Source organism: Pedobacter nototheniae (genome assembly GCF_032678625.1).
GTDB classification, from domain to species: domain Bacteria; phylum Bacteroidota; class Bacteroidia; order Sphingobacteriales; family Sphingobacteriaceae; genus Pedobacter; species Pedobacter nototheniae_A.
Genome location: NZ_JAVTSO010000004.1, coordinates 470,931 through 492,521, shown reverse-complemented (window position 1 = coordinate 492,521; position 21,591 = coordinate 470,931). Strand labels below are relative to the sequence as shown.

Below are 21,591 nucleotides of genomic sequence, written 5' to 3'. Positions count from 1 at the left end.
TTAATGTTTTAATTTTGTTTTTGTAAAGATATAAAAATACATGACGCTTAATATGGCATTAGATAGTACAATTGCTTATTTGTTACTGGGGGGTAATTTGGGAAACCGCGAAGAGAATTTGCAAAAAGCCATTGCGCTTTTAAACGACGAAATAGGAGAAATTGTTTCAAAATCATCGATTTATGAAACCGCGGCCTGGGGTAAAACAGATCAGCCCTCATTTTTGAACCAGGCGATAAGTTTAAAAACAAATTTATCTGCACTTGAAGTGCTGGAAAAATCCTTAGAAATTGAAAATAGTTTAGGTAGGGTAAGAAAAGAGAAATGGGGAGCACGCCTGATTGATATTGACTTGATTTTATTTGGTGATGAAATTATAAATATAGAAAACAAACTGCATGTACCTCATCCTCAAATGCAGTTTAGGAAATTTGTAATGGAGCCTATGGCCGAAATAGGGGCAGGTGTTGTACATCCGGTATTAGGTAAGACTATTTTAGAGATCGCTGAAAATATTGTTGACGATTTGAACGTTAAGAAATTGTAATTAATTAAATTTGCAACATGCAGGAAATAAAAGATAGTCATCCCCTGGATTTATCTTATCTCATCAAAATGGTCGGTCATAATCCTACTTTTATGATCGAGGTTTTTGATACATTTATTGATCAGACGCCAGTTTATTTAATAGAACTTGATAGTGCTTTAGTAAATAAGGATTGGGATATGGTTGCCAATAGCATCCATAAAATAAAGCCAACCTTCAGTTATATTGGAAGAGATGATATTAAGGATTTTGTACAGGAAATTGAACAAAATGCGCGCAGTAAAGAAAATGTAAACGAAATTCCGGCTAATGTAACCAGGCTTAAAGAATTGCTTGAGCATGTTTATGCTCAACTGGAACAGGCCAAAAAGGATATTCAGGCCAACCTTTAATTTTATTTAGATAAACTTTCTACATTTCTAAAATGCAGAAAGGACATGGCTATATACAATACCAATACGAAAGGAATTGCAGCAAATTTTAAAGCAGCAATAAGCAATGCTGACAGGATAAGGAAAATAAACTTTACCTTATTGGCTTGCCAGCTTAAATTGTTAAATTTTAAGGAGAATATTTTAATTTCGCTGATGAGTAAAAAGCTGGTTACGGCTATAATTCCGATTAATAATATCGTAGAATTAATAATTGTGGGGTAATCTACTGCAATAAAAGGCAATGAACATATAAATAATGTATTCATTGGTGTGTTTAAGCCTATAAAATCCTGAGTCTGTCTTTCGTCGTTATTAAACTTAGCGAGGCGCAATGCAGAAAAAATGGTAATGAAAAAGGCTAAATAAGGAAGGTAATCAGAAGTATAATCACTTGTTTTTAAAAGTTGAAACATAACTACCCCTGGTAAAAAACCAAAGCTTACCATATCTGCCAAAGAGTCTAAATCTTTACCTATGTTCGATTTTACATTTAGCATGCGGGCAACCATTCCATCAAAAAAATCGAAAATACCCGAAAGGATTACAAGGTAGGCCGTTATTTGTAGTTCGCCTTTAAATGCAAAAACGATACCGATGCAGCCTGAAAATAAGTTGGCGCAGGTTATCGCATTTGGAATGTGCTTTTTCATAGGATTTAAGGTGTAACGTTTAAGGTGTACAGCTTAAGCATCCAAAAAGGAAACCTTAAGCCATACACCTTTTTACCTTTCAGCTTATTTTAGCTGTTCATCGAAATTAAGAATTCTTCGTTGCTTTTTGTGCCTTTAATTTGAGCTTGTACAAACTCCATTGCTTCCTGACTGTTCATATCAGCAAGGTGGTTGCGTAAAATCCAAACACGTTGCAACGTATCTCTGTCGTGCAATAAATCATCACGACGAGTACTCGAAGCAGTAATATCAATAGCAGGGAAAATACGTTTGTTAGATAATTTACGATCCAGTTGAAGCTCCATGTTACCGGTACCTTTAAACTCTTCGAAAATTACTTCATCCATTTTAGAGCCGGTATCTGTTAAAGCAGTAGCTAAAATAGTTAATGAACCACCATTTTCGATGTTACGTGCAGCACCAAAGAAACGTTTTGGTTTGTGTAATGCATTGGCATCAACACCACCTGATAATATTTTGCCGGATGCAGGAGCCGTTGTATTGTAAGCCCTTGCCAAACGGGTAATCGAATCTAAAAGAATCACTACATCATGTCCGCTTTCTACCAAACGTTTAGATTTCTCTAAAACGATATTGGCGATTTTTACATGGCGCTCTGCCGGTTCATCAAAAGTAGAAGCAATAACTTCTGCCCTTACACTACGGGCCATATCGGTAACCTCTTCCGGGCGTTCATCAATTAATAAAATAATTAAATAAACTTCAGGATGGTTTTTAGCAATCGCATTGGCAACTTCTTTTAATAAATTGGTTTTACCTGTTTTAGGTTGTGCCACAATTAAACCACGCTGCCCTTTACCAATTGGAGTAAATAAATCCATAATACGGGTAGAATAGTTATTCGTATCCGTAAATAAATTTAATCTTTCAGTCGGGAAAAGTGGCGTTAAATAATCAAAAGGAACACGGTCTCTAACTTCGGCAGGAATACGACCATTAATCGTTTCAACACGTACCAAAGGAAAATACTTTTCGCCTTCTTTTGGTGGGCGGATGCTTCCTTTAACTGTATCACCGGTTTTTAAGCCAAAAAGCTTAATCTGCGATTGCGATACATAAATATCATCAGGAGAAGTTAAATAATTATAATCTGCAGATCTTAAGAAACCGTAGCCATCAGGCATAATTTCTAAAACACCTTCATTGGTGATTACATTATCAAAATCTAAATTAGAATAACTGTTTTCGTTTTTATGGTGGTTACCACCGCCTGGTTGTTTTTGGCGGTTATCTTCGCGTTGTGGTTTTTCGCGAGGTTCCTGTTTTGCAGGTTTTACTGCCGGAGATTCATTGTTTTCTTCAATCAGTGCAGAAATTGGCTTTACGCTTTCTTCTGTTTCAACAACCCGCTCAGGTTGTTTTTCTGGTTGGGCTTCTTTCTTTTGCTGATGATTTGGCTCGTCAAATAACGTTATCGAATCTCTTTCCCTTACAATAGGAGCAGCAGGTTCATCCTTACTTAAACGAACTCTTTTTTTAACCGGTTTTTCAGCAGCAGATTTCTGAACTTTATCTGCTTTTACAGCCTTTGTTTTAGGGGCAACAGCAGCAGCTACAGTTTCTGTTTCAGTTTGCGGTTCAGCTGCAACTTCTCCATCTTGTTTCACTGCATCAGTAATTACTTGTTGGTGTAAAAGTACTTCAACAAGGTCTATTTTCCTTAGTGTATCAGCACCTTCAATGCCATATGTTTTTGCAAGTTCACGCAGTTCTGATGTGAGCTTATCATTTAATTCTGTTTTACTAAACATTTGAAATATATATGTTTCAAGAAAATTTCATTAGGTATAATTCTTATCACAGGTTATTTAGCAATCCTTAAGTAGCCATTCAATTTGTTATGAATAACAACTCCATCATGTTTTAATTGTGTGTTTATTGGCTGAATAAAGCAAAAAATGCAGTTAAAAATTGATAATAAAAGACAAGTTTTGAAGATTTTTCTGTGATATTCAGATAAACGATTGAGAAATTATGCTGCAATTGTATGTATTTGAAACGTAATCTGCAAGAGAAAGTTTAAAATGTTTAAAAAAATAATTCAAATACTGTAAAATAATAGGCCCTAAAAATTTTAAAATCTTCATATTTGCAGCAATTAAGCCCAAAAATATGACCAAGCAGCAACTTTTCGATCAGATTAAAAAAAAGCGTTCATTTTTATGTGTCGGACTGGATTCTTCTTTAGACAAGATTCCTCAGCACCTTTTAAAGTACGAAAATCCGATTTTAGAGTTTAATAAGCAGATTATTGATGCAACAAAAGATTTATGTGTGGCTTATAAACCCAATACTGCTTTTTATGAGTGTTATGGTAAAAAAGGATGGGAAAATTTAACCGAGACCTGGAAATACATTCCTAAAGATATTTTTACCATTGCAGATGCCAAACGTGGCGATATTGGAAATACATCAGCCATGTATGCTGAAACATTTTTTAATGAAGCCTCTTCCGAAATGAGCTTTGATTCTGTTACCGTTGCACCTTATATGGGCAGCGATTCAGTTATGCCATTTTTGAATTTTAATGATAAATGGGTTATTCTCTTGGCTTTAACCTCTAATTCTGGTCACGCCGATTTTCAACTGCAACAAATAGGAGAAGACCGTTTATTTGAAAAAGTAATTAAAACTTCTTCCACATGGGCTACTGATGAGCAAATGATGTACGTTGTTGGCGCCACACGCGGTGCAGCTTTTGGCGACGTAAGGAAATTAATTCCCAATCATTTTTTACTGGTTCCGGGAGTTGGTGCCCAAGGTGGCGATTTACAGGAGGTTTGTAAGTATGGATTAAACGATCAGTGTGGTTTATTGGTTAACTCTGCCAGAGGAATTATTTATGCAGGCAGTGGCGAAGATTTTGCCGAAAAAGCAAGAGCAGAAGCCTTAAAGCTACAACAGGAAATGGAACAGATTTTAATCAATGCCGGTTTAGTTTAGTCAAAAAAAGGATTTTCATCAATTTTCCTGACTTATCCATTAAGATTAATACACGATATTTCTTCTTTTCCGTAAAAATTAGCCGCTCTGGTGGTTAGTATACATACAATTATGAAATCCAAAATAGATTTAAAACTTATTGTGGCGCTAAGCGGCGTAGCATTGATATGGGGTACCACTTATTTAGGCATTCGCATAGCTGTTGAAAGTATCCCACCCTGGTATGTAACCGCCATGCGTCAAACCATTGCCTCAATCGTTATTTTGTTTATTTTAATCAGGCAGAGAGAATTAAAATGGATTGGCTGGACAGCATTAAAACGCCAGTTCATCTTATCCTTGCTTATGGTGGTAATTGCAAACGGAATGACAACTGTGGCAGAAAAAACTATTCCCAGTGGTTTAGCTTCTCTAATTAATGCAACTTCACCTTTAGCGGTTTTTTTAGGTTGTGTGGCATTGGGAATTCAAAAATCAAGTCTGAAAGGATTTGTTGGTGTACTTATTGGATTTTTAGGCGTAGTTTTCATTTTCAGGGAGGGTATTAACGATTTATTGGATCCCGGGTTCAGGAACGGGATTTTATCTTTAATCGTTGCCGTTACCGGCTGGACCATTGGTACAATTTATAGCAAAAAACATAGTGGCAAAGCCGAAAATATCTTTTTAAACCTTCTTTATCAATTCGTGTTTTCCGCAATTGTACAGCTTGTTCTGGCTTTGGTGTTTTCGGGGAAGGCTGATGTAGCCACATGGAAAACCGAAAGTATTTTTGCAACTGTTTATTTGGCTATATTTGGTTCTGTATTGGCATATTTCTGTTACCATTATGCTTTAAAGAAAGTCTCAGCGTCTGAAGTTTCCATATTAACCTATTTTAATAGTGTAATTGCTATATTTTTGGGCTGGTTGATTTTAAATGAAAAGGTAAATACTGACCTGCTCATTGCTACAGCGCTAATCATTACAGGCGTTTTTATTACCAATTATAAAAAGAAAGCTTTGCTATAGTATAACTGTTGTGGATTATGATTAATATTACGTTATGTATTATTAATTAGCTTTCTTCATTATGGGCTTTCCTGAAGATTTTTTACATTATGTTTGGCAATTTAGATCATTTGATTTTAATGACTTAAAAACAGATGCGGGTGATGATTTAATCATTCTTAATCCTGGATTGTTGAATAAGAATGCCGGACCGGATTTTAGTCATGCAAAAATTAAAATTGGAGAAACCCTTTGGGCAGGTAATGTAGAAATTCATTTAAAATCTTCCGACTGGATTAAACACCATCATCAAAATGATTTAAGCTACGAAAATGTTATTTTACATGTGGTATTTGAGCATGATGTGGCCGTTAAAAGAATAGATGGAACTGTTTTGCCCGTGCTGGAGTTGAAAAACCGCATCTCTAAAACGTTAATGGAGCGGTATGCCAACTTATTTTTAACACTTACAGATTTTCCCTGCGCTGCACAAATTGGAAATGTAGACCAGTTTGTGGTAAATGCTTTCTTATCCAGAACTTTGCTGGAGCGTTTTGAATGCAGAACAAATGCGGTTTTAGAAATGCTAAATGAACTGAATGGCAATTGGGACGAAACCTTTTACCGTTTTATTGCACGCAACTTCGGTTTTAAAATCAATGCCCTTCCATTCGAAGTTTTTGCAAAAGCCATTTCTCAAAACATTTATGCAAAACATAAAGATAATGCGTTTCAAATCGAAGCGCTGGTATTTGGTACGGCTGGTTTTTTAAATGGCCCTTTCGAAGAAGAATATCCTAAAAAGCTTAAAGAAGAGTTTAGGTACCTGCAGAAGAAATATAAAATTAAACCCCTGGAAGTTTCTATATGGAAATTTATGCGGATGCGTCCACAGAATTTTCCAACCATCAGGCTTGCGCAGTTTGCCGCTTTAATTGTTAAAGCAAATCATCTTTTTTCTAAGGTTATGACCATAAAAGATACGCTTTCTTTACATCATCTGTTCGAAAATTTACCCGTTAACGAATACTGGAAAACACATTATCATTTTAAAAAGGAAGCACAATCTGTAGCCATACAAATTGGAAAAACATCCGTTGATAATATTTTGCTAAATACAGTGGCGCTATTTTTGTTTGCTTATGGAAAACATACCGATACACAATTCTATATAAGCAGGGCTATTAAGTTATTAGAGCAATTGCCGGCAGAAAAAAATGCGATAACCGATAAATTTGTAGCGGCAGGATTAAAAATGGAGCATGCTTTTGCATCGCAGGGAATTTTGCAGTTGAAAAAACAATATTGCGATCAAAAAAAATGCTTATCTTGTGGTATTGGAATTAAAATTTTAAAACAAGCTTAACATGTTTCAAAGAATTATAACTTATTTTGAACAGCAAAGTTTTGGTGTATCTACTTATTTAGCCAACAAGCTGAATATGAGTACGGCCAAAGTTCGTTTGTTTTTTATTTATTCATCCTTTTTAGCTGTAGGTTTTCCAATTCTGTTTTATTTTCTTGCCGCAATTGTGCTCGACATCAGAACCTATATGAAAAAAATGAGGTTAAGGATTTGGGAATAGTTTAAATTTAATTTTATCTAATAACTCAAAGGCATAATCCTAACTGAAAATTGCCCTGTGGTTAATCATCATCCCTTAAAATCTCAGCTATTTCATTAAAACCCTTTTCAGCGGCTAAATCAGCAGGTAATTTTCCACCTTCCATACGCAAAGTAACTTCTGCACCATGTTCCAGCAAAAGAATTATTAATTCTATATTTCCCAATTGAGCTGCGGTATGAAGGGGTGCCAAACCTGCCTTTTGGCAAACATTTGGATAAGCACCACGATCTAACAGCATTTTAGTTATGTTGAAATTATGAGCTGCAACGGCCGAATGGATCGGAAATACGTTAAATCCATTTTTCGACGCGAGGTTAACATCGGCACCTTTTGCGATCAGGAATTTAGCCAAATCCTCATGGCCGAAATAACAAGCCAAGCCTAATGGCGTAAAACCATCATCAGAATAACCGTTAATCGAATCTGGTTTTTCAAAAATGAGCAAAGTTGCAACATCAAGTTTCCCAACAGCACAAGCTTCAAATAAGGTTAAATCATCCGTAAATTCGGATATTAAATCAGCTATTTCCTGTTTTTTATAATAACAAGCTAATAATAGGGGCGAAATGCGATGGGAAGTAAGTGTGTTGGCTAAAGCAGGGTTATGGACTAAAATATCTTTAACCGCTTGTAAATTACCTGATTCAATCTGTTCCTCGAGCTGCGTTATATCCATGTTAAGCCATTTATTAGTTAACAAATAAAATGAAACGATTCTGATTTTCAAAATTATACCAATAATAAAATCAGGGTTACTTTCTCATCTTTGGTTGCAGAAGAAAATAAGGGGCAATAAAAATCCCGTTTCATCTCTCCAGATCAAACGGGATAAACCTAAAACAAAATCCGTCTCATTTGAACAAAACGTAACAACTATCATGTTGTATATTGAATAGACATAGCTTGTTTACAATGGTTTAAATTATATTTAAAATTATTTATAGAAAAAGATCACCAACAGATACAACTATATATTTTATATTTGTTTTTTAATAAACTTTAGGATAGAAAATGTCGGCAAGGGGTAACCAGTTTAAAACCAATACATTCAGAGATAAAAATGCTGAAAATGCATCTGGCAGAGCGACTTCAAGCCGCCAGCCAAAAGAAAAAAGGGAATATCTGCCAAATTTTGACCTGGCTGATGGACGCGCGATCAAGATTATAGGATTATTTTTTGTTATACTTTCTTTATACTTTCTCATTGCGTTTACTTCCTATTTATTTACCTGGCAGGATGACCAGAGTTATGTAATTGACGCAAATGGCGGCTGGAAAAATTTATTTAAAACAGCCGAAGAATTAAAAGATGCAGGTGTAACCACTCCGGTTGTACAAAACTGGCTTGGCAAATTTGGCGCGCTTCTTTCGCACCAGTTTATTTACGAATGGTTTGGTATTGCTTCATTCCTGTTTGTACTTGCTTTTTTTATTATAGGCTACAGATTGTTGTTTAAAGTCAAAATCCTTTCCATTTCCAAAACCTTAGGTTATAGCTTTTTCTTTTTGTTATTCCTATCCTTTACATTCGGCTTTGCGCATAGTTTCTGGTCAGAATCTCCACATTATATTGAAGGAGAATTTGGTTACTGGAGTAATAAATTACTGGCAGCGCAGGTTGGCGCTGCAGGCGTGGCAGGCTTAATTGCTTTTGCAGGTTTAACCATTTTAATTATTGCTTATAACATTGATTTTAAAATTCCTGAAAGAAAGAAACCAGAATTTATGGCGCCTGAAGTTCCGGACAATATCGAAATTGTTAGAGAAAGACCTTCAGAACCTGTTGAATTTTCAGTTCCAGGAAAACCCTCAATTAATAATGAGCGGAAGCCTCAAAATGTAGTTTTAAGGCCTAACCGTTACGAAGAACAGGAAAAAGAGGACGATGAAGACATTATTCCTCCGGTTGTTTTGTCCCCATTATCTACAAACCTTCCAATTACTCCGGTGGCTACTGCGGTAGCTACATCTTTACCGCTGGACGTAGAACCGCCAATTGAAGAAAAAGACGAACCAACGTTTACCATAGAAAAAACCGAAGAAGAAATTAAATCAGACGATTTGGTGGAACAGTTTGGTAACTATGATGAAAAACTTGATTTATCAGGTTATAAATATCCACATATTGATTTACTCGAAAATTATGGCACCAATAAAATTTCGGTAAATGCAGAAGAATTAGAAGCCAATAAAAACAAAATTGTAGAAACCCTTAATCACTACAATATAGAAATTGATAAAATTAAGGCAACTATTGGCCCAACCGTAACCCTTTACGAAATTATTCCTGCGCCAGGTGTAAGGATTTCAAAAATTAAAAATCTGGAAGATGATATTGCCCTTTCATTGGCCGCATTAGGAATTCGTATTATAGCACCAATGCCCGGTAAAGGTACAATTGGTATTGAAGTTCCAAACCAGCACCCTGAAATGGTGGCGATGCGAAGCATTTTAAATACGGATAAATGGGCTCAAAATACAATGGATTTGCCAATTGCTTTAGGGAAAACCATTAGCAATGAGGTTTATATTGCCGATTTAGCTAAAATGCCCCATTTATTGGTTGCCGGGGCTACCGGACAAGGTAAATCAGTTGGGATTAATGCAATTTTAGTTTCTCTTTTATTTAAAAAACACCCTGCACAGTTAAAGTTTGTATTAGTCGATCCTAAAAAAGTAGAGCTAACCCTCTTTAACAGAATTGAACGTCATTTTTTGGCAAAACTTCCTGGTGAGGCGGATGCCATTATTACGGATACCAAAAAGGTTGTGAATACTTTAAATTCACTTTGTATTGAAATGGATCAGCGTTATGATTTGTTAAAAGATGCGCAAGTAAGGAATTTAAAAGAGTACAACGATAAATTTGTTAAACGTAAGCTTAACCCAAATAACGGACACCGCTTTTTACCTTTTATTGTATTAGTGGTGGATGAGTTTGCCGATTTAATGATGACGGCAGGAAAAGAGGTGGAAGCTCCGATTGCACGTTTAGCGCAATTGGCCCGTGCCATCGGTATTCACCTGGTTTTAGCTACACAGCGTCCATCTGTAAATATTATTACAGGTACCATTAAGGCAAATTTCCCGGCAAGGCTGGCTTTTAGGGTTTTATCTAAAATAGATTCGCGTACCATTTTGGATAGTGGAGGTGCCGATCAGCTGATTGGTCGTGGAGATATGCTTTTATCTACAGGAAGCGACTTAATCAGGCTACAGTGTGCTTTTGTGGATACACCGGAAGTTGACCGTATTTCGGAATATATTGGCAATCAACGGGGTTATTCTGATGCGTATCAGTTGCCAGAATATATAGATGAAAATGGCGAAGGAAATAAAGCCGATTTTGATCCAGATGAACGTGATAAATTGTTTGAAGAGGCTGCAAGACTGATTGTTACGCATCAACAGGGCTCTACATCGCTTATTCAGCGTAAAATGAAATTAGGCTATAACCGGGCAGGTAGAATTATTGATCAGCTGGAAGCTGCAGGAATTGTTGGGCCTTTTGAAGGCAGTAAAGCCCGTGAAGTTTTATACCCTGATGAATATTCTTTGGAACAGTTCTTGAATAGTTTAAATAAGAAAGATTAATAGCCCATTAAACTAAAAGGCATTTATCTACTCTAAGATTAAAAGAAAATTAAAAAAGAAAAGATGAAGAAATTAATTTCAGCATTAATGGTTATCGTTGCTTTTACAACATCAACCTATGCTCAAACTGATGCTAAAGCTAAAGCAATTTTAGCCGAAGTAAGTAAAAAATACAAATCGTATAACATTGTTAAAACTGATTTTACCTTTACTTTGGATAATCCTAAAGCTAAAGTTAAAGAAACGCAGCAGGGTACTTTATATGTTAAAGCCAACTCTAACAAATATAAAGTTGCCATGACCAACCAGGAATTGTTTAGTGACGGTAAAAGCCAGTGGACATACTTAAAAAAAGATAAAGAAGTTCAGGTTAGTAATGTTGATAATAGCGGCGATGCCATCAATCCTGCAAAAATATTTACCGTTTACGAAAAAGGCTTCAAATACCTTTATACAGGAGAAGAAAAAGCAGGTGGTAAAACGTACCAAATGATTGATCTATCACCCATTGATAGTAAAAAAGCGATCTTTAAAATTCGTTTAAGTATTGATAAAGCAGCAAAACAAATTGCTAATGTTGTTTTATTCGATAAAAACGGTAACAAATACACATACAACGTTAAAACATTTTCGCCAAACGTAAACGTACCAGAAACTACTTTTGCTTTTGATGCCAAAAAATATCCAGGTGTTGAAGTGGTTGATTTAAGATAATAAATACTCAAATCGTATTTAAAAAGGTTCGGCTAAAGCCGAGCCTTTTTTGTTTTACGTTATCCTCATCATGCTGAATTTATTTTATATGTTCATTCTTTTTATAAAGGTTTAACTGCGCCAAAATAAAAGGGGTTAACACTGTTGTGGTGATTATTAATTAAAGCAACACTCCGTAAATAAGGAAGAAATGCGTGTTCTATTCTAAAGTACAAAAGCACTACAATAATTTTTTCCAATGTATTTATGAATGCTGCGCAGATTTATCTAAGTTTGTTTCTAATGTCATTGCCACTAACAAATCATACTTTAGAAAAACTCGAACAGCTGTTGCTCGCCATGGGCTATAAAGTGAGATATGAAAAAGGAAACTTTAAAACCGGCTCTTGTTTATTGGAGCATAATAAAGTTATTGTAGTTAATAAATTTTCTAACCTCGAAGGTAAAATTGCTGCATTAGTTGCGCTTGTAAAGCAAACCAATGCAGATGAAAGCTTATTTGATGAAAAGCAAAAACAATTTTATTTATCACTACAGCAGATGGAGTTATTTTAATGAAAGTTACTTTTTTAGGAACAGGAACCTCACAGGGTGTGCCTGTAATTACATGTAAGTGTGAGGTTTGCCAATCAACTGACAAGCGCAATAACCGTTTAAGAACTTCTGTTTTGGTAGAACTGGGCGATAAAACCATGGTTATTGATAGCGGTCCTGATTTTCGTTACCAGCTTTTACGCGCAAACGTTCAGGATTTGGATGCCGTGCTTTTTACACACGAACACAAAGATCATATTGCTGGATTAGACGACATAAGGCCATTTAACTATTTGTTGCATAAAGTTATCGATGTTTATGCATCCGAGCGTGTTCAAGAGGCTTTAAAAAGAGAATTTCAATATATTTTTGCCGAAACCAAGTACCACGGGTTGCCCCAAATTAATCTTCACAAAGTTGTGAACGGAAAGGATTTTAAAATAGGAGCGCATACGATTATTCCTTTTGAAGTATTGCATTACCGCCTGCCAATTACAGGTTATAGAATTAACGATTTTACCTATATTACAGATGCTAAAACACTTCCTGATGCATCTATAGAAGCTATAAAGGGCACAAAAATTTTAGTGCTTAATGCTTTACAAAAAGAACCACACATTTCGCACTTTACTTTAGACGAAGCTGTAGCTTTTGCAAAAAGGGTAGGTGCCGAAATGACTTATTTAACGCATATCAGTCATAACCTGGGTTTACACGAGGAGGTAGAAAAAGATTTGCCCCCCAACATCCGTTTAGCTTATGATGGTTTAACTGTTGAATTATAAATGAAGATTTTTTAAAATCGCCATCCTCAAATCTAAAATTAAATTATATTTGCAGCACTTACCCAGGTGGCGAAATTGGTAGACGCACCAGCTTGAGGGGCTGGCGCCTGTATGGGTGTGGGAGTTCGAATCTCCTCTTGGGTACCGGATGTCTAAATAACCTATTGAAAATGAGTAATTTACAGTAGGTTATTTTTTGTTATATACATCCGTATATACATTGACTCTTCTGGTATCTGTTGAATTATTAAGGAACTAACAGAGTATACATATTCAATATGTAGTTGTTCATAATGCCTAAGAATATGTTTTTAGTTGGCATTTGTAAATTGAACCGTTAATCAACTTCGTTAATCGATAAGAAAGTAAATTCACATTGATTAACAACGTATTATATATTTAAAATAACAATTATGAAACAAAATCAACATTATATTTGCTATGTTTAGGTTTGAAAGCCCTTATTCTCACTTTGTGAGTATTTCCAATAATATACTTATTGATATTGTAAAAATCTATTTCTTCTATATCTTCCGCATGGGCAAAACAGCCTTGTGAAGAATTTTCAATTTCTAATAATATACCCCATCTTAGAATTTTAATAATTTTAGCATTAACAATGCTGCCATTTTTTAAAATGTTTTCGCTCTTAATTATTTTCGAATCTTCAGTCTTTATTATATCATTTTCAATATCTTCAAAATCAACTGGTGATTTGAAAATTTTGTTTGATAAAAACTTCTCATGAACGGTGAAAAACTTATTTTGATAATTTTTAAGGTAGCTAGCTAAACTTTTAGCATTAGAAAAAGTAGTTTGAAGTGAAAAATGTGTCGAATCTTTGTTGATCCTACTAAGTATTTCAGTTGCAACGCTATCATCACTATAATAAACATCTTCCGAACATGCACTTAAGTAATCAATATTTTTAAGTAATTCCAAATGTATAACGCCGGGGCTATTAATAGAAATCAATTCTTCAACTTCTACCTTCTCTAAGTTTTGTGACTCTGACAAAATTAAGGATTGACTCACCATTGTAGTTACTTCAGAATGTAATCTCTCTAAGCCATGACCTAACACAGTTAAATCTTTGAGTAAATCCGAAACCTTATGATATCCCAGTATTCCACTAGGGCCTTGTATTCGACTATGTTTATTTAGCCAATCAAGTATTGCTACTCTAACGAATGGATCAGGTAGTTTATCTGAGTGATCGCTAAAAAATAGATTTTTAATTCTAGTGTCTGAATCGGAATAAAAAACTCGATTTCCTCTCAGAAATATTCTACTAATTAGATGATTAGGCAAAACGTGAGTGCCTTTGGAAAATTTCATTTGAAATATATCAGAGTCAGTTATGTGACCACTCTTGCAAAAATCAAGAAAGATTTCTATTCCCTTTCTTATGTTTCTGCCTGTTAGACCAGATATTAACTTATTAAAAAAACGATTTTGAAATAGCGAACTCATTATACTATTCAGATAAAATAGTTCATCTGATGATGGATAAGATGCTTTAAAGCCGTTTGGTAAAGTGTAATATTTCGTGGTATTTTTATCAATTAATCTTTTAGCATACCTAATTCGATTGTACAGTACCTTATTTAAAGGAGGCGGATTTATTCTAAATATTAAATCTTTTACAACTGTATCAAGCGGCTTTTGATTTCTAAAATTATCAAATGTAGTTTCTCTAAGTGGTAAAAAAACTAGTGATTTAATGTTTTCCTTTAACCAATTTGCTACTTCAAACATTAATAGCTGTTCTGATAGAGTTCTTTTATCGCAGTTATCTAATATAATTATTAATTCTTTATGGAAGGTGTGAACAAAATATGAAATATAACTTTCTAGAGTTATATCAATATTGTTAATTGATTCTTGAATTACTGAAAATAGTTTTTCGTTGTAAGAATGAGTACCTTCACCTAATAAAGCACCTGCAATTTTATCAAAAGACTGAATTTGATTGAAGTATATTTTTTTTATTGTGCTTAGTTCGTCAGTATCAATATCAGGATTTTGTCTTTTAAGCTCTTCAATTATATTTTTTTTAAGCCATTGATAAATTTCATTACTATTAACTGGAGCATTATTTAAATCTAATCTAATCCAACAAAGCTTTTTTGATAATGTTTTATCTAATGCTACATCTTTCAGATAACTCGTAAATGTAGATTTACCTGAGCCAACACTACCAACAAGTAATAGAACTTGATTATTGTATAAATGAGCATCGTTAAGCTTATCAATAATTTCTTTAGGAGATATGTTGTCTTCTATTTCTATTGTATCAGACACTGAAGGACTGATTTTTTTTCTAATAAGCTTATCTATGGGATCAACATGCGATAAGTGTTTGTCAACTTTAACATAAGCATTTTGAACAATATCCGACCTTTCTCCTTCTTCCTCTGGATTGAATAAGTGTCTATATTGAATCGAAATTGTTTCTCCAAATGAATTTTTTGTTTGCTGATTTTGTATATGTTTGCCGCCTAATAATTGAATTGGTTTTTTATAAAAAATATTAGTTCTGATAATCTCTCTTAATTCCTTTGATAATTCTTTGATTTTATTCAATGAGAAATTTTCTATAAACCAACTAAAGTCAGCATTTGTAGTCACCCAATTTTCAATGGATATTTCAACATTTGGAGTATTATTGTCCCACCTGCCTGCAACTAATATTTCCCCATCAGTTGCCATGATGAGACTACATGGATTAATATTAGTTTTATAAAATGAATTTATTTCCAGGGCATACATTCTTGCTTCTCTATAAGCTTCTATTAAATTTTCACCAATTTTTTTGACTTCAATAACTACAAGCGGCAATCCTTCAATAAGTACAACATAATCAGGAAAGTAAACCTTTGCAGCATTACCTTTATCTATATTAAGTTTTTTAAGACTTGTTTTAGTTTGATAATGAATGTAACTATAACCTAGGCCGTCAGGTTCATCATTTGTAAGCAACGGAATAACAACTTTTTGCTCAACATCACTTTCACTAATAAGAAATTGTTTATCTACACTATATAAGCTCATAGTTAATTTAATTATTGTTTTAAATTTAGAAAAATATGTTAAAACTTAACAATCCATATTTTTAATTTAAATACTTGAAAACTACTTTTTGAATCCTTCAGCCAAATTAGAAGTTAGTTGATTGTAAAATGATTTCCCCCACAACTGACGATCTATATCTCTCAGAGAAGTAGTGTGAGTTTCTAGGTTTCTTACAGATTCAACAAATTCAAAGTATTTAACTGATAATTTTTTAAAATCTTTAATATTGTCAATCCCTTTGTACAGAGTTAGTGTCTCACAAACTCTGTAATCATAAACTGTAAAGCTATCTGGGTATAGTAATGATAATATTGCAGATGCCATCGGTAATCGAAATTCATAATCAAAAATTAAAATTTCTAATTTCCCAATGTTACTTTCAGCAAGATAAATTGCTTTTGTTAATTCAGATACACATTCTTCGAGATTCGGGTTGTATTTTAACAGCCTTTTAGCAATATTGGTTTTGGCTCTATTTGCTTTCCAAATTATTATACAAAAAAAATCAAAAGCATTTAAATACCGTTTTTCATGAAAATAAGATTGAACATCATTTAAGATATAATCTTCTAGATGATAAAATTTTTTGTAGTCGAAACCCATTACATCCAATGTTTTGTTAATTCGATTGTTTTATTGTCGGGTTCGAAATCTTTGTCCATTTCAGAAATATCTACCATTACAGGAACTTGAAGGCATTGGCCAGCTATTATACATGTACCCGTAGGCAATATTGGCAACGACTCGAAAGAAACCTTATCTAAATATGATATAGTTTTTTCTACAGCTAGTATATCATTATTATTGATTAGCCTGTGCAAAAAGAAATTGTGAAGTTGAGAAATAATTGTTGAAGAAATATCTGAAGGTCGTTGACTAGCAATGGTTAGAAATACACCAAATTTGCGTCCTTCTTTAATTATTTCCTCAAATGTTTCAAGCCTATAATCTTTCCACGTTTCACTTTCTCTATCTGATGCATAAGATAAAATGTTATGAGCTTCATCAATGATAATATTTAAAGACTTATCTTTCTTCGAAGAATTATTTTTTTTATGTTCTGCATATAACTTGAAAGATACCAGTAACGGGATCAACTTTTTTAGTTGAGTATTGGTTTTGTCTAGATTAACGACACAGAAAAAATTATTATCCCAGAAATCTGGCTCTGTCTCATCTTTTATTTCTATCACCTGCTCAAGATCTTTTTGAAAGCTCTTCAGTTTATTTATTGCTGGGCCAACATGCTCATTATTAGCTCGATTACTAAATACATCGTATATAAGTTGTAAATAAAGAAATTGAATAATTTTTGTTATAAAATTACTATCAAATTTATATTTGTTAACATGATCATATAGTATTGTTTCTTCAATAGAATCAGGATTGGATCTTAAAAAAATACCATTTAATTTAAATTCTGATGCTTGGTTATGAAAGTCAACATCTTCTGATAGATCTATTTCAATGCCATTACTATCAAATTTAGACGGTAGTATTTCCTTAATATAATCGAGTAGCAAAGAGGCTTTGTGCTTATCTGCCATTTTATAAATATCCTTGATTCTTTTTCTAAGAATATTTTTAAAATAGTCTAATGGGTAATCTGAATCATTAACTCTCTTATAAAAATCTATTGTTCTGGATATAAATGGCTTTTGTGTTTTCTCAGTAGCATTAGCAAGTATTGAGAAAAGGTCTTTATCTAGTAAGTCAGCTTCATTAAATACTAGCCTGTCTTTGTTTCGTTTATTTCTTGTATTTAAATTATATACTTTTTTTTGAGGAAAAATACTATTTTCACCTTCGTATTCACCATTGAAATCAAATAGAAGAAACTTGGCATTCTTTTTAAATTTACTCTCGTTTTGGAAAGTCGAAAATAGATTATTATAAATTTTGGCAAGTGTGTATGACTTACCACTTCCTGTGTTTCCAAAAATACCGATATGACTAGCAAATAATTCATTCACTCCCAATTGTACACTTTGTCCCTGCTCATGTGTAAGACTACCTAATATTAAAGGAATATCACCGTGCTTAACAAACTTATGAACTTCTTCAAATTCATTTTTATCTAATAAAAAACATTCGTTGTTTATTAACGGAAGCTCCTTTATACCTCTTTCAAAACCTTTTACACTAAAAAAGCCCATCAATCTTACAATGAGTATTCGTTTGATTTTCTGTTTCTCACTGGAATAATTCTTTTCTAAAAATAACTTATCCTCAACAATGAATTCACCATCAACTTTACCAATAATTTTATCAAAACCTTTTGTAATCTTTACATAACTATTCACTGAAATATTGCGAATTATCTCTCCGTCATATAATAAGTGAGAACTATTTTTGGTTTTATCAACCTCAATTTTGATTGTTCTGCCTTCCACTGATGTTACCTTGCCTATGCGAAAGATAGAGTCTTTCAATACGGCTTCCTTAATCATATTTACTTGATTTGATGTTAGCCAAAAGCGGGATCAGAATATTATTATTAAATTCCATCAACGAAAAACCATCGAATGGGTTAATTAATTCAACATTGTGATAGTCTTTTAAATCAATATTATCCTGCTTTAGATTACGAAGAATGTCTCTTGCGCTTTGTGAAAATGAACATATAAAAACTTTTAAGGTTGGGTTAGATTTGATTGCTCTGAATGTAATGTCACGAATATGTTCGTCTGCCATAGAAAAACCCATTATATAAAGTATCGAATTTTCTTTTTCAAGTTCATTGGCATACATTCTCAACATTTCATAATAAGATTTATTAAATGTTGTGTCTTTGAATTTTTCTTTCGTAGGATTTACAACTTGCAATTTTTCATATTGAAGTATAAAATTCGAAATATCAGGCAGAGTTTTGATTTTTTTTGCCTCATCGATAATTTCATCAATTGTCAAATCTCTGCCACCTGTTTTCCACATTTCATTATTTAATTCAACAATATCTAATAAGTCAAATCCTTCTAAAGCAAGATTGATTGACTTAATGAGGGAAATTCCTTTAAATTGTAGCTGAGAATCAATTAAGCGCCAAGTTACTGAACCATGAATTTTCAATAAGTTATAAACAGGGATTTCGGTAATATTATCGTAATGTGAACTTTTTTGATAACAAGATTTCCTAAAATTGCTTAAGCTGAATCTCTTGGTAAAAATACCATTGAAACCATCGTTACAATGCAGATCAAGGTCTTCAATCACTTTTTCCAAAAAAATATCAACATTTGTAGTAAACAAATTAACCATTTTGTTTACTGTATTACTTCTTCTATTATAAATTATTTGATTTAAAATTCTTAGAAAGTCTTTATAAGAAAGATAAGTATTGACAAGTTTTTCTTGATTACTTTTGGGCACAGCTACTACCTCCTCTGGAACATCTGTTGCTTTATACAAGTCGATATTATCTTTCATTGCTATCCGATAGTAGCTACCATACAATGATGCTTTGATAAATGCTTTTAATGGTCCATCTATTTTTGTGCTCTCATCAAGTTTAGTAAGCCAAATCTCAATATTACCTAGAGTGCCAAAAAATGGACAAGATAATCCGGAACCGATTAAAAAATTAATATTACAATCTTGAAATAAATTTTTTGCATTATTTATTTGATAATCAAACTTTTCAATTTCTTCTTCCATGGAGCGTTATGTTATTTTAGTATTGCAAGATAACGAAACAACTCCAATTTGGTGTTTGAATTAATTTAAATCATAAATAAAATTAGCACAGCACAATTAAAAATAACTTCAATTTTTTTTACCTGGATCGGTTTTTTGTATCCCATTTAGTGTGTCAATAAAACTATAACATGAAAATTAAATATAATCGTGTCTCAACATTGAGCCAAACAGGTGATAGATTCACCGCCGATAAAGAATCTTATGATAAAATTTTACTTGATAAAGTTTCGGGTTCTGTTCCATTCAAAGAAAGACAACAGGCTAAAGACTTAGTTAAACTTGTTGAAAAAGGATTGGTTTCAGAATTAACAATTGAAGAGTTTTCTAGATTAGGAAGAAATACTGGTGATGTTGTAGCTACTATTCAGTGGTTAGAAGAAAAGAAAGTAAATATAGTGGTTCGAAATTTAGGATTACAATCTCGTCCAAATGGAAAAAAAATCCCATTTGGAAAATGGTTTCTACAATTATGTCTTCTCTATATGAAATGGAACTAAAAAACATCAAAGAACGTACAACTGTTGGAAGAATCATATTTGTGCAAAATGGAGGGCAATTAGGCAGGCCTACTGGTTCAAATGAAAATGAAATTACTTTCCTAAAAAAGAAAGCAAACATAGTTGCATTGAACTGTCTTAAAAAGGGAATGACTATCAGAGAAACTAGTAAGATTGCTAATATTTCTATAGCTACAGTAATGAAAGTAAAAGAGTTCAGCCAATTAAACGATTAAACTTCTAAAAGAAAATATCAATATTAATTGATTCAATAAATTCTAAACTGAATAAAATGATACATAGTGAAATATATGCCTCAGCCGTTATAAAGGCTGACGAGTTGATAGCAAATACAATAGGAGATTTTTCTGATCTAGTCATCCAATTATCGATGTCTGGAGAATTTTCAGATATTGATGATTTATTTGATGAAGGAGATGAGGTTATACTAAGTGTTAAAGATTTTCTTCATTCAAGTGATGAAAGAGTAGAAAACCTAATTAAAATACTTAATTGCTTACGTAATGTACAGAATTCATTTAGTAACAATAATGGATAACTGTTTTTAGCCCCAAATCTGTTGGAGAAAAGCTTTCTTCAAATATAAGGGCTTTTTTATTAATGTTAATTTAAAGGAACTGTATCTATACTTTAAATTGAAATACCTCCACCTAAACGATTACAGAGAAATTAATTTCCCTACCACTATAACGCATACCCTTTCCGATGAAAAACTAAGTTTAGTTACAGGAGCGCGTTGAACAATTGAAATTAAAGAATAGATTAAAAAAGGGTACAAAACATAAGTCATGTACCCATTATCGCTTTCGTAAGTAAAAATAAGAATTATGATAACTTATTAGATTATTAATTTGATTTTTATCCAAAATTTAATTTCATCTGAAGAAATTAAATTACTATATTTTAATTTTCATGCCAATAAAACTTTATTTTATCAAAGCGTGAATGTTGGCGTTAGTAGGAGTTGGTTCCAGCAAAGGAACTATTGTTTCAATGGTGGTGGATCTGTTACTATTACAGTATTTTTAGGATCAATTATTTTACCATTTTTTAATTTTGTTCTTCCTAGAAATTTATGATCAGACCACCAATATTCAAGAATCATATCATGCCAATCTAAGTCTTGTGGATTTTTTATAATATATTTTAAGTTATCAATATCTAAAGCATTATAGAAACTAATAACGTAAGAATCACAGCTGTCTTTTTTGAGATTACCCAATTGGTGTGCAAAACTATCAATCTGCTTTTCAGAGTATTTATTATTTTGATAGTTCTCAATAATATAACTTTCTCCCCAATAAGTTACTTTTTCATTAGTTTCAGGGGCAAATGTTTTGCTCTTTTTTAATAAAATAAACTTGAGTGGCTTTTGTACGCCACATGCTACAAACATGGTGGCAAGGCTAAGGAGTATTAAAACTTTAAATTTCATATTCAT

At 33.1% G+C, this 21,591-nt stretch carries 21 protein-coding genes and 1 tRNA gene; 14 read left to right on the top strand and 8 right to left on the bottom strand.

All coding sequences use genetic code 11. From position 1 onward, the window contains the following. Window positions 1-40: 40 nt before the first annotated feature. Together folK and R2Q77_RS14815 are read left to right on the top strand one after the other, a co-directional pair. Window positions 41-547 carry a 2-amino-4-hydroxy-6-hydroxymethyldihydropteridine diphosphokinase gene (folK, locus tag R2Q77_RS14820; RefSeq protein WP_316804507.1) on the top strand — a complete coding sequence of 169 codons (507 nt, stop codon included), beginning with the start codon at window positions 41-43 and terminating at the stop codon, window positions 545-547. 17 nt (window positions 548-564) lie between these two features. Further along, complete coding sequence (locus tag R2Q77_RS14815) at window positions 565-939, top strand: Hpt domain-containing protein (protein WP_316804506.1); 375 nt, start codon at window positions 565-567, stop codon at window positions 937-939. A gap of 2 nt (window positions 940-941) precedes the next feature. Here the strand turns inward: R2Q77_RS14815 and pssA are convergent, their stop codons facing one another. Both pssA and rho read right to left on the bottom strand, forming a co-directional pair. Next, on the bottom strand, window positions 942-1,631 hold the full coding sequence (gene pssA / locus R2Q77_RS14810; protein WP_316804505.1) for a CDP-diacylglycerol--serine O-phosphatidyltransferase: 690 nt from the start codon (window positions 1,629-1,631) through the stop codon (window positions 942-944). Window positions 1,632-1,720: 89 nt separating this feature from the next. Next, window positions 1,721-3,424 carry a transcription termination factor Rho gene (gene rho / locus R2Q77_RS14805; protein ID WP_316804504.1) on the bottom strand — a complete coding sequence of 568 codons (1,704 nt, stop codon included), beginning with the start codon at window positions 3,422-3,424 and terminating at the stop codon, window positions 1,721-1,723. A 361-nt stretch (window positions 3,425-3,785) separates the two neighbouring features. On the opposite strand from rho, the gene pyrF reads away from it, so the two are divergent. The 4 genes from pyrF (at window position 3,786) to R2Q77_RS14785 (ending at window position 7,192) form a co-directional block, all read left to right on the top strand. After that, window positions 3,786-4,616, top strand: coding sequence for an orotidine-5'-phosphate decarboxylase (gene pyrF / locus R2Q77_RS14800; protein ID WP_316804503.1), 831 nt, complete (start codon window positions 3,786-3,788; stop codon window positions 4,614-4,616). 111 nt (window positions 4,617-4,727) lie between these two features. Continuing rightward, on the top strand, window positions 4,728-5,627 hold the full coding sequence (locus R2Q77_RS14795; RefSeq protein ID WP_316804502.1) for a DMT family transporter: 900 nt from the start codon (window positions 4,728-4,730) through the stop codon (window positions 5,625-5,627). Between the two features lie 61 nt (window positions 5,628-5,688). Next, window positions 5,689-6,972: a DUF2851 family protein gene (locus tag R2Q77_RS14790; RefSeq protein ID WP_316804501.1), complete on the top strand. Its 1,284-nt coding sequence runs from the start codon at window positions 5,689-5,691 to the stop codon at window positions 6,970-6,972. A gap of 1 nt (window position 6,973) precedes the next feature. Next, window positions 6,974-7,192 carry a PspC domain-containing protein gene (locus tag R2Q77_RS14785; RefSeq protein ID WP_131536772.1) on the top strand — a complete coding sequence of 73 codons (219 nt, stop codon included), beginning with the start codon at window positions 6,974-6,976 and terminating at the stop codon, window positions 7,190-7,192. A 61-nt stretch (window positions 7,193-7,253) separates the two neighbouring features. Here the strand turns inward: R2Q77_RS14785 and R2Q77_RS14780 are convergent, their stop codons facing one another. Then, window positions 7,254-7,910 (bottom strand): ankyrin repeat domain-containing protein, encoded by a 657-nt coding sequence (locus tag R2Q77_RS14780; RefSeq protein ID WP_316804500.1) that lies wholly within the window; start codon window positions 7,908-7,910, stop codon window positions 7,254-7,256. A 335-nt stretch (window positions 7,911-8,245) separates the two neighbouring features. Here R2Q77_RS14780 and R2Q77_RS14775 point away from each other — a divergent pair, with 335 nt between their 5' ends. From R2Q77_RS14775 to R2Q77_RS14755, 5 genes are all read left to right on the top strand, one after another. Then, window positions 8,246-10,828 (top strand): FtsK/SpoIIIE family DNA translocase, encoded by a 2,583-nt coding sequence (locus tag R2Q77_RS14775; RefSeq protein WP_316804499.1) that lies wholly within the window; start codon window positions 8,246-8,248, stop codon window positions 10,826-10,828. A 63-nt stretch (window positions 10,829-10,891) separates the two neighbouring features. Then, window positions 10,892-11,542, top strand: a complete 651-nt coding sequence (locus R2Q77_RS14770) for an outer membrane lipoprotein carrier protein LolA (RefSeq protein ID WP_316804498.1) — start codon at window positions 10,892-10,894, stop codon at window positions 11,540-11,542. A 282-nt stretch (window positions 11,543-11,824) separates the two neighbouring features. After that, entirely contained in the window at window positions 11,825-12,097 is a 273-nt protein-coding gene (locus R2Q77_RS14765) for a hypothetical protein (RefSeq protein ID WP_316804497.1), read from the top strand. After that, a complete protein-coding gene (locus R2Q77_RS14760) occupies window positions 12,097-12,861 on the top strand; it encodes an MBL fold metallo-hydrolase (protein WP_316804496.1) in 765 nt (254 codons plus the stop codon). Before R2Q77_RS14765 ends, R2Q77_RS14760 begins: the two co-directional genes overlap by 1 nt. 60 nt (window positions 12,862-12,921) lie before the next feature. Continuing rightward, window positions 12,922-13,005: transfer RNA gene (locus R2Q77_RS14755), tRNA-Leu, on the top strand. A 267-nt stretch (window positions 13,006-13,272) separates the two neighbouring features. Here the strand turns inward: R2Q77_RS14755 and R2Q77_RS14750 are convergent. The 4 genes from R2Q77_RS14750 to R2Q77_RS14735 all read right to left on the bottom strand — a co-directional run bounded on the left by R2Q77_RS14750 (window position 13,273) and on the right by R2Q77_RS14735 (window position 19,590). After that, window positions 13,273-15,915: a type I restriction endonuclease gene (locus tag R2Q77_RS14750; protein WP_316804495.1), complete on the bottom strand. Its 2,643-nt coding sequence runs from the start codon at window positions 15,913-15,915 to the stop codon at window positions 13,273-13,275. Between the two features lie 81 nt (window positions 15,916-15,996). After that, window positions 15,997-16,539 carry a hypothetical protein gene (locus R2Q77_RS14745; RefSeq protein WP_316804494.1) on the bottom strand — a complete coding sequence of 181 codons (543 nt, stop codon included), beginning with the start codon at window positions 16,537-16,539 and terminating at the stop codon, window positions 15,997-15,999. Further along, window positions 16,539-18,386 (bottom strand): ATP-binding protein, encoded by a 1,848-nt coding sequence (locus tag R2Q77_RS14740; protein WP_316804493.1) that lies wholly within the window; start codon window positions 18,384-18,386, stop codon window positions 16,539-16,541. The genes R2Q77_RS14745 and R2Q77_RS14740 overlap by 1 nt, the downstream gene beginning before the upstream one ends. Then, window positions 18,379-19,590: an SIR2 family protein gene (locus R2Q77_RS14735; protein ID WP_316804492.1), complete on the bottom strand. Its 1,212-nt coding sequence runs from the start codon at window positions 19,588-19,590 to the stop codon at window positions 18,379-18,381. Before R2Q77_RS14735 ends, R2Q77_RS14740 begins: the two co-directional genes overlap by 8 nt. A 170-nt stretch (window positions 19,591-19,760) precedes the next feature. Here R2Q77_RS14735 and R2Q77_RS14730 point away from each other — a divergent pair, with 170 nt between their 5' ends. From R2Q77_RS14730 to R2Q77_RS14720, 3 genes are read left to right on the top strand one after another with little or no spacing between them, the layout of a single operon-like run. After that, window positions 19,761-20,129: a recombinase family protein gene (locus tag R2Q77_RS14730; protein ID WP_316804491.1), complete on the top strand. Its 369-nt coding sequence runs from the start codon at window positions 19,761-19,763 to the stop codon at window positions 20,127-20,129. After that, on the top strand, window positions 20,120-20,365 hold the full coding sequence (locus tag R2Q77_RS14725) for a hypothetical protein (protein WP_316804490.1): 246 nt from the start codon (window positions 20,120-20,122) through the stop codon (window positions 20,363-20,365). The genes R2Q77_RS14730 and R2Q77_RS14725 overlap by 10 nt, the downstream gene beginning before the upstream one ends. A 56-nt stretch (window positions 20,366-20,421) precedes the next feature. Continuing rightward, window positions 20,422-20,688, top strand: a complete 267-nt coding sequence (locus tag R2Q77_RS14720) for a hypothetical protein (RefSeq protein WP_316804489.1) — start codon at window positions 20,422-20,424, stop codon at window positions 20,686-20,688. A gap of 444 nt (window positions 20,689-21,132) precedes the next feature. Here R2Q77_RS14720 and R2Q77_RS14715 read toward each other — a convergent pair whose 3' ends face one another. Beyond that, window positions 21,133-21,585, bottom strand: a complete 453-nt coding sequence (locus R2Q77_RS14715) for a hypothetical protein (protein WP_316804488.1) — start codon at window positions 21,583-21,585, stop codon at window positions 21,133-21,135. Window positions 21,586-21,591: the final 6 nt, after the last annotated feature.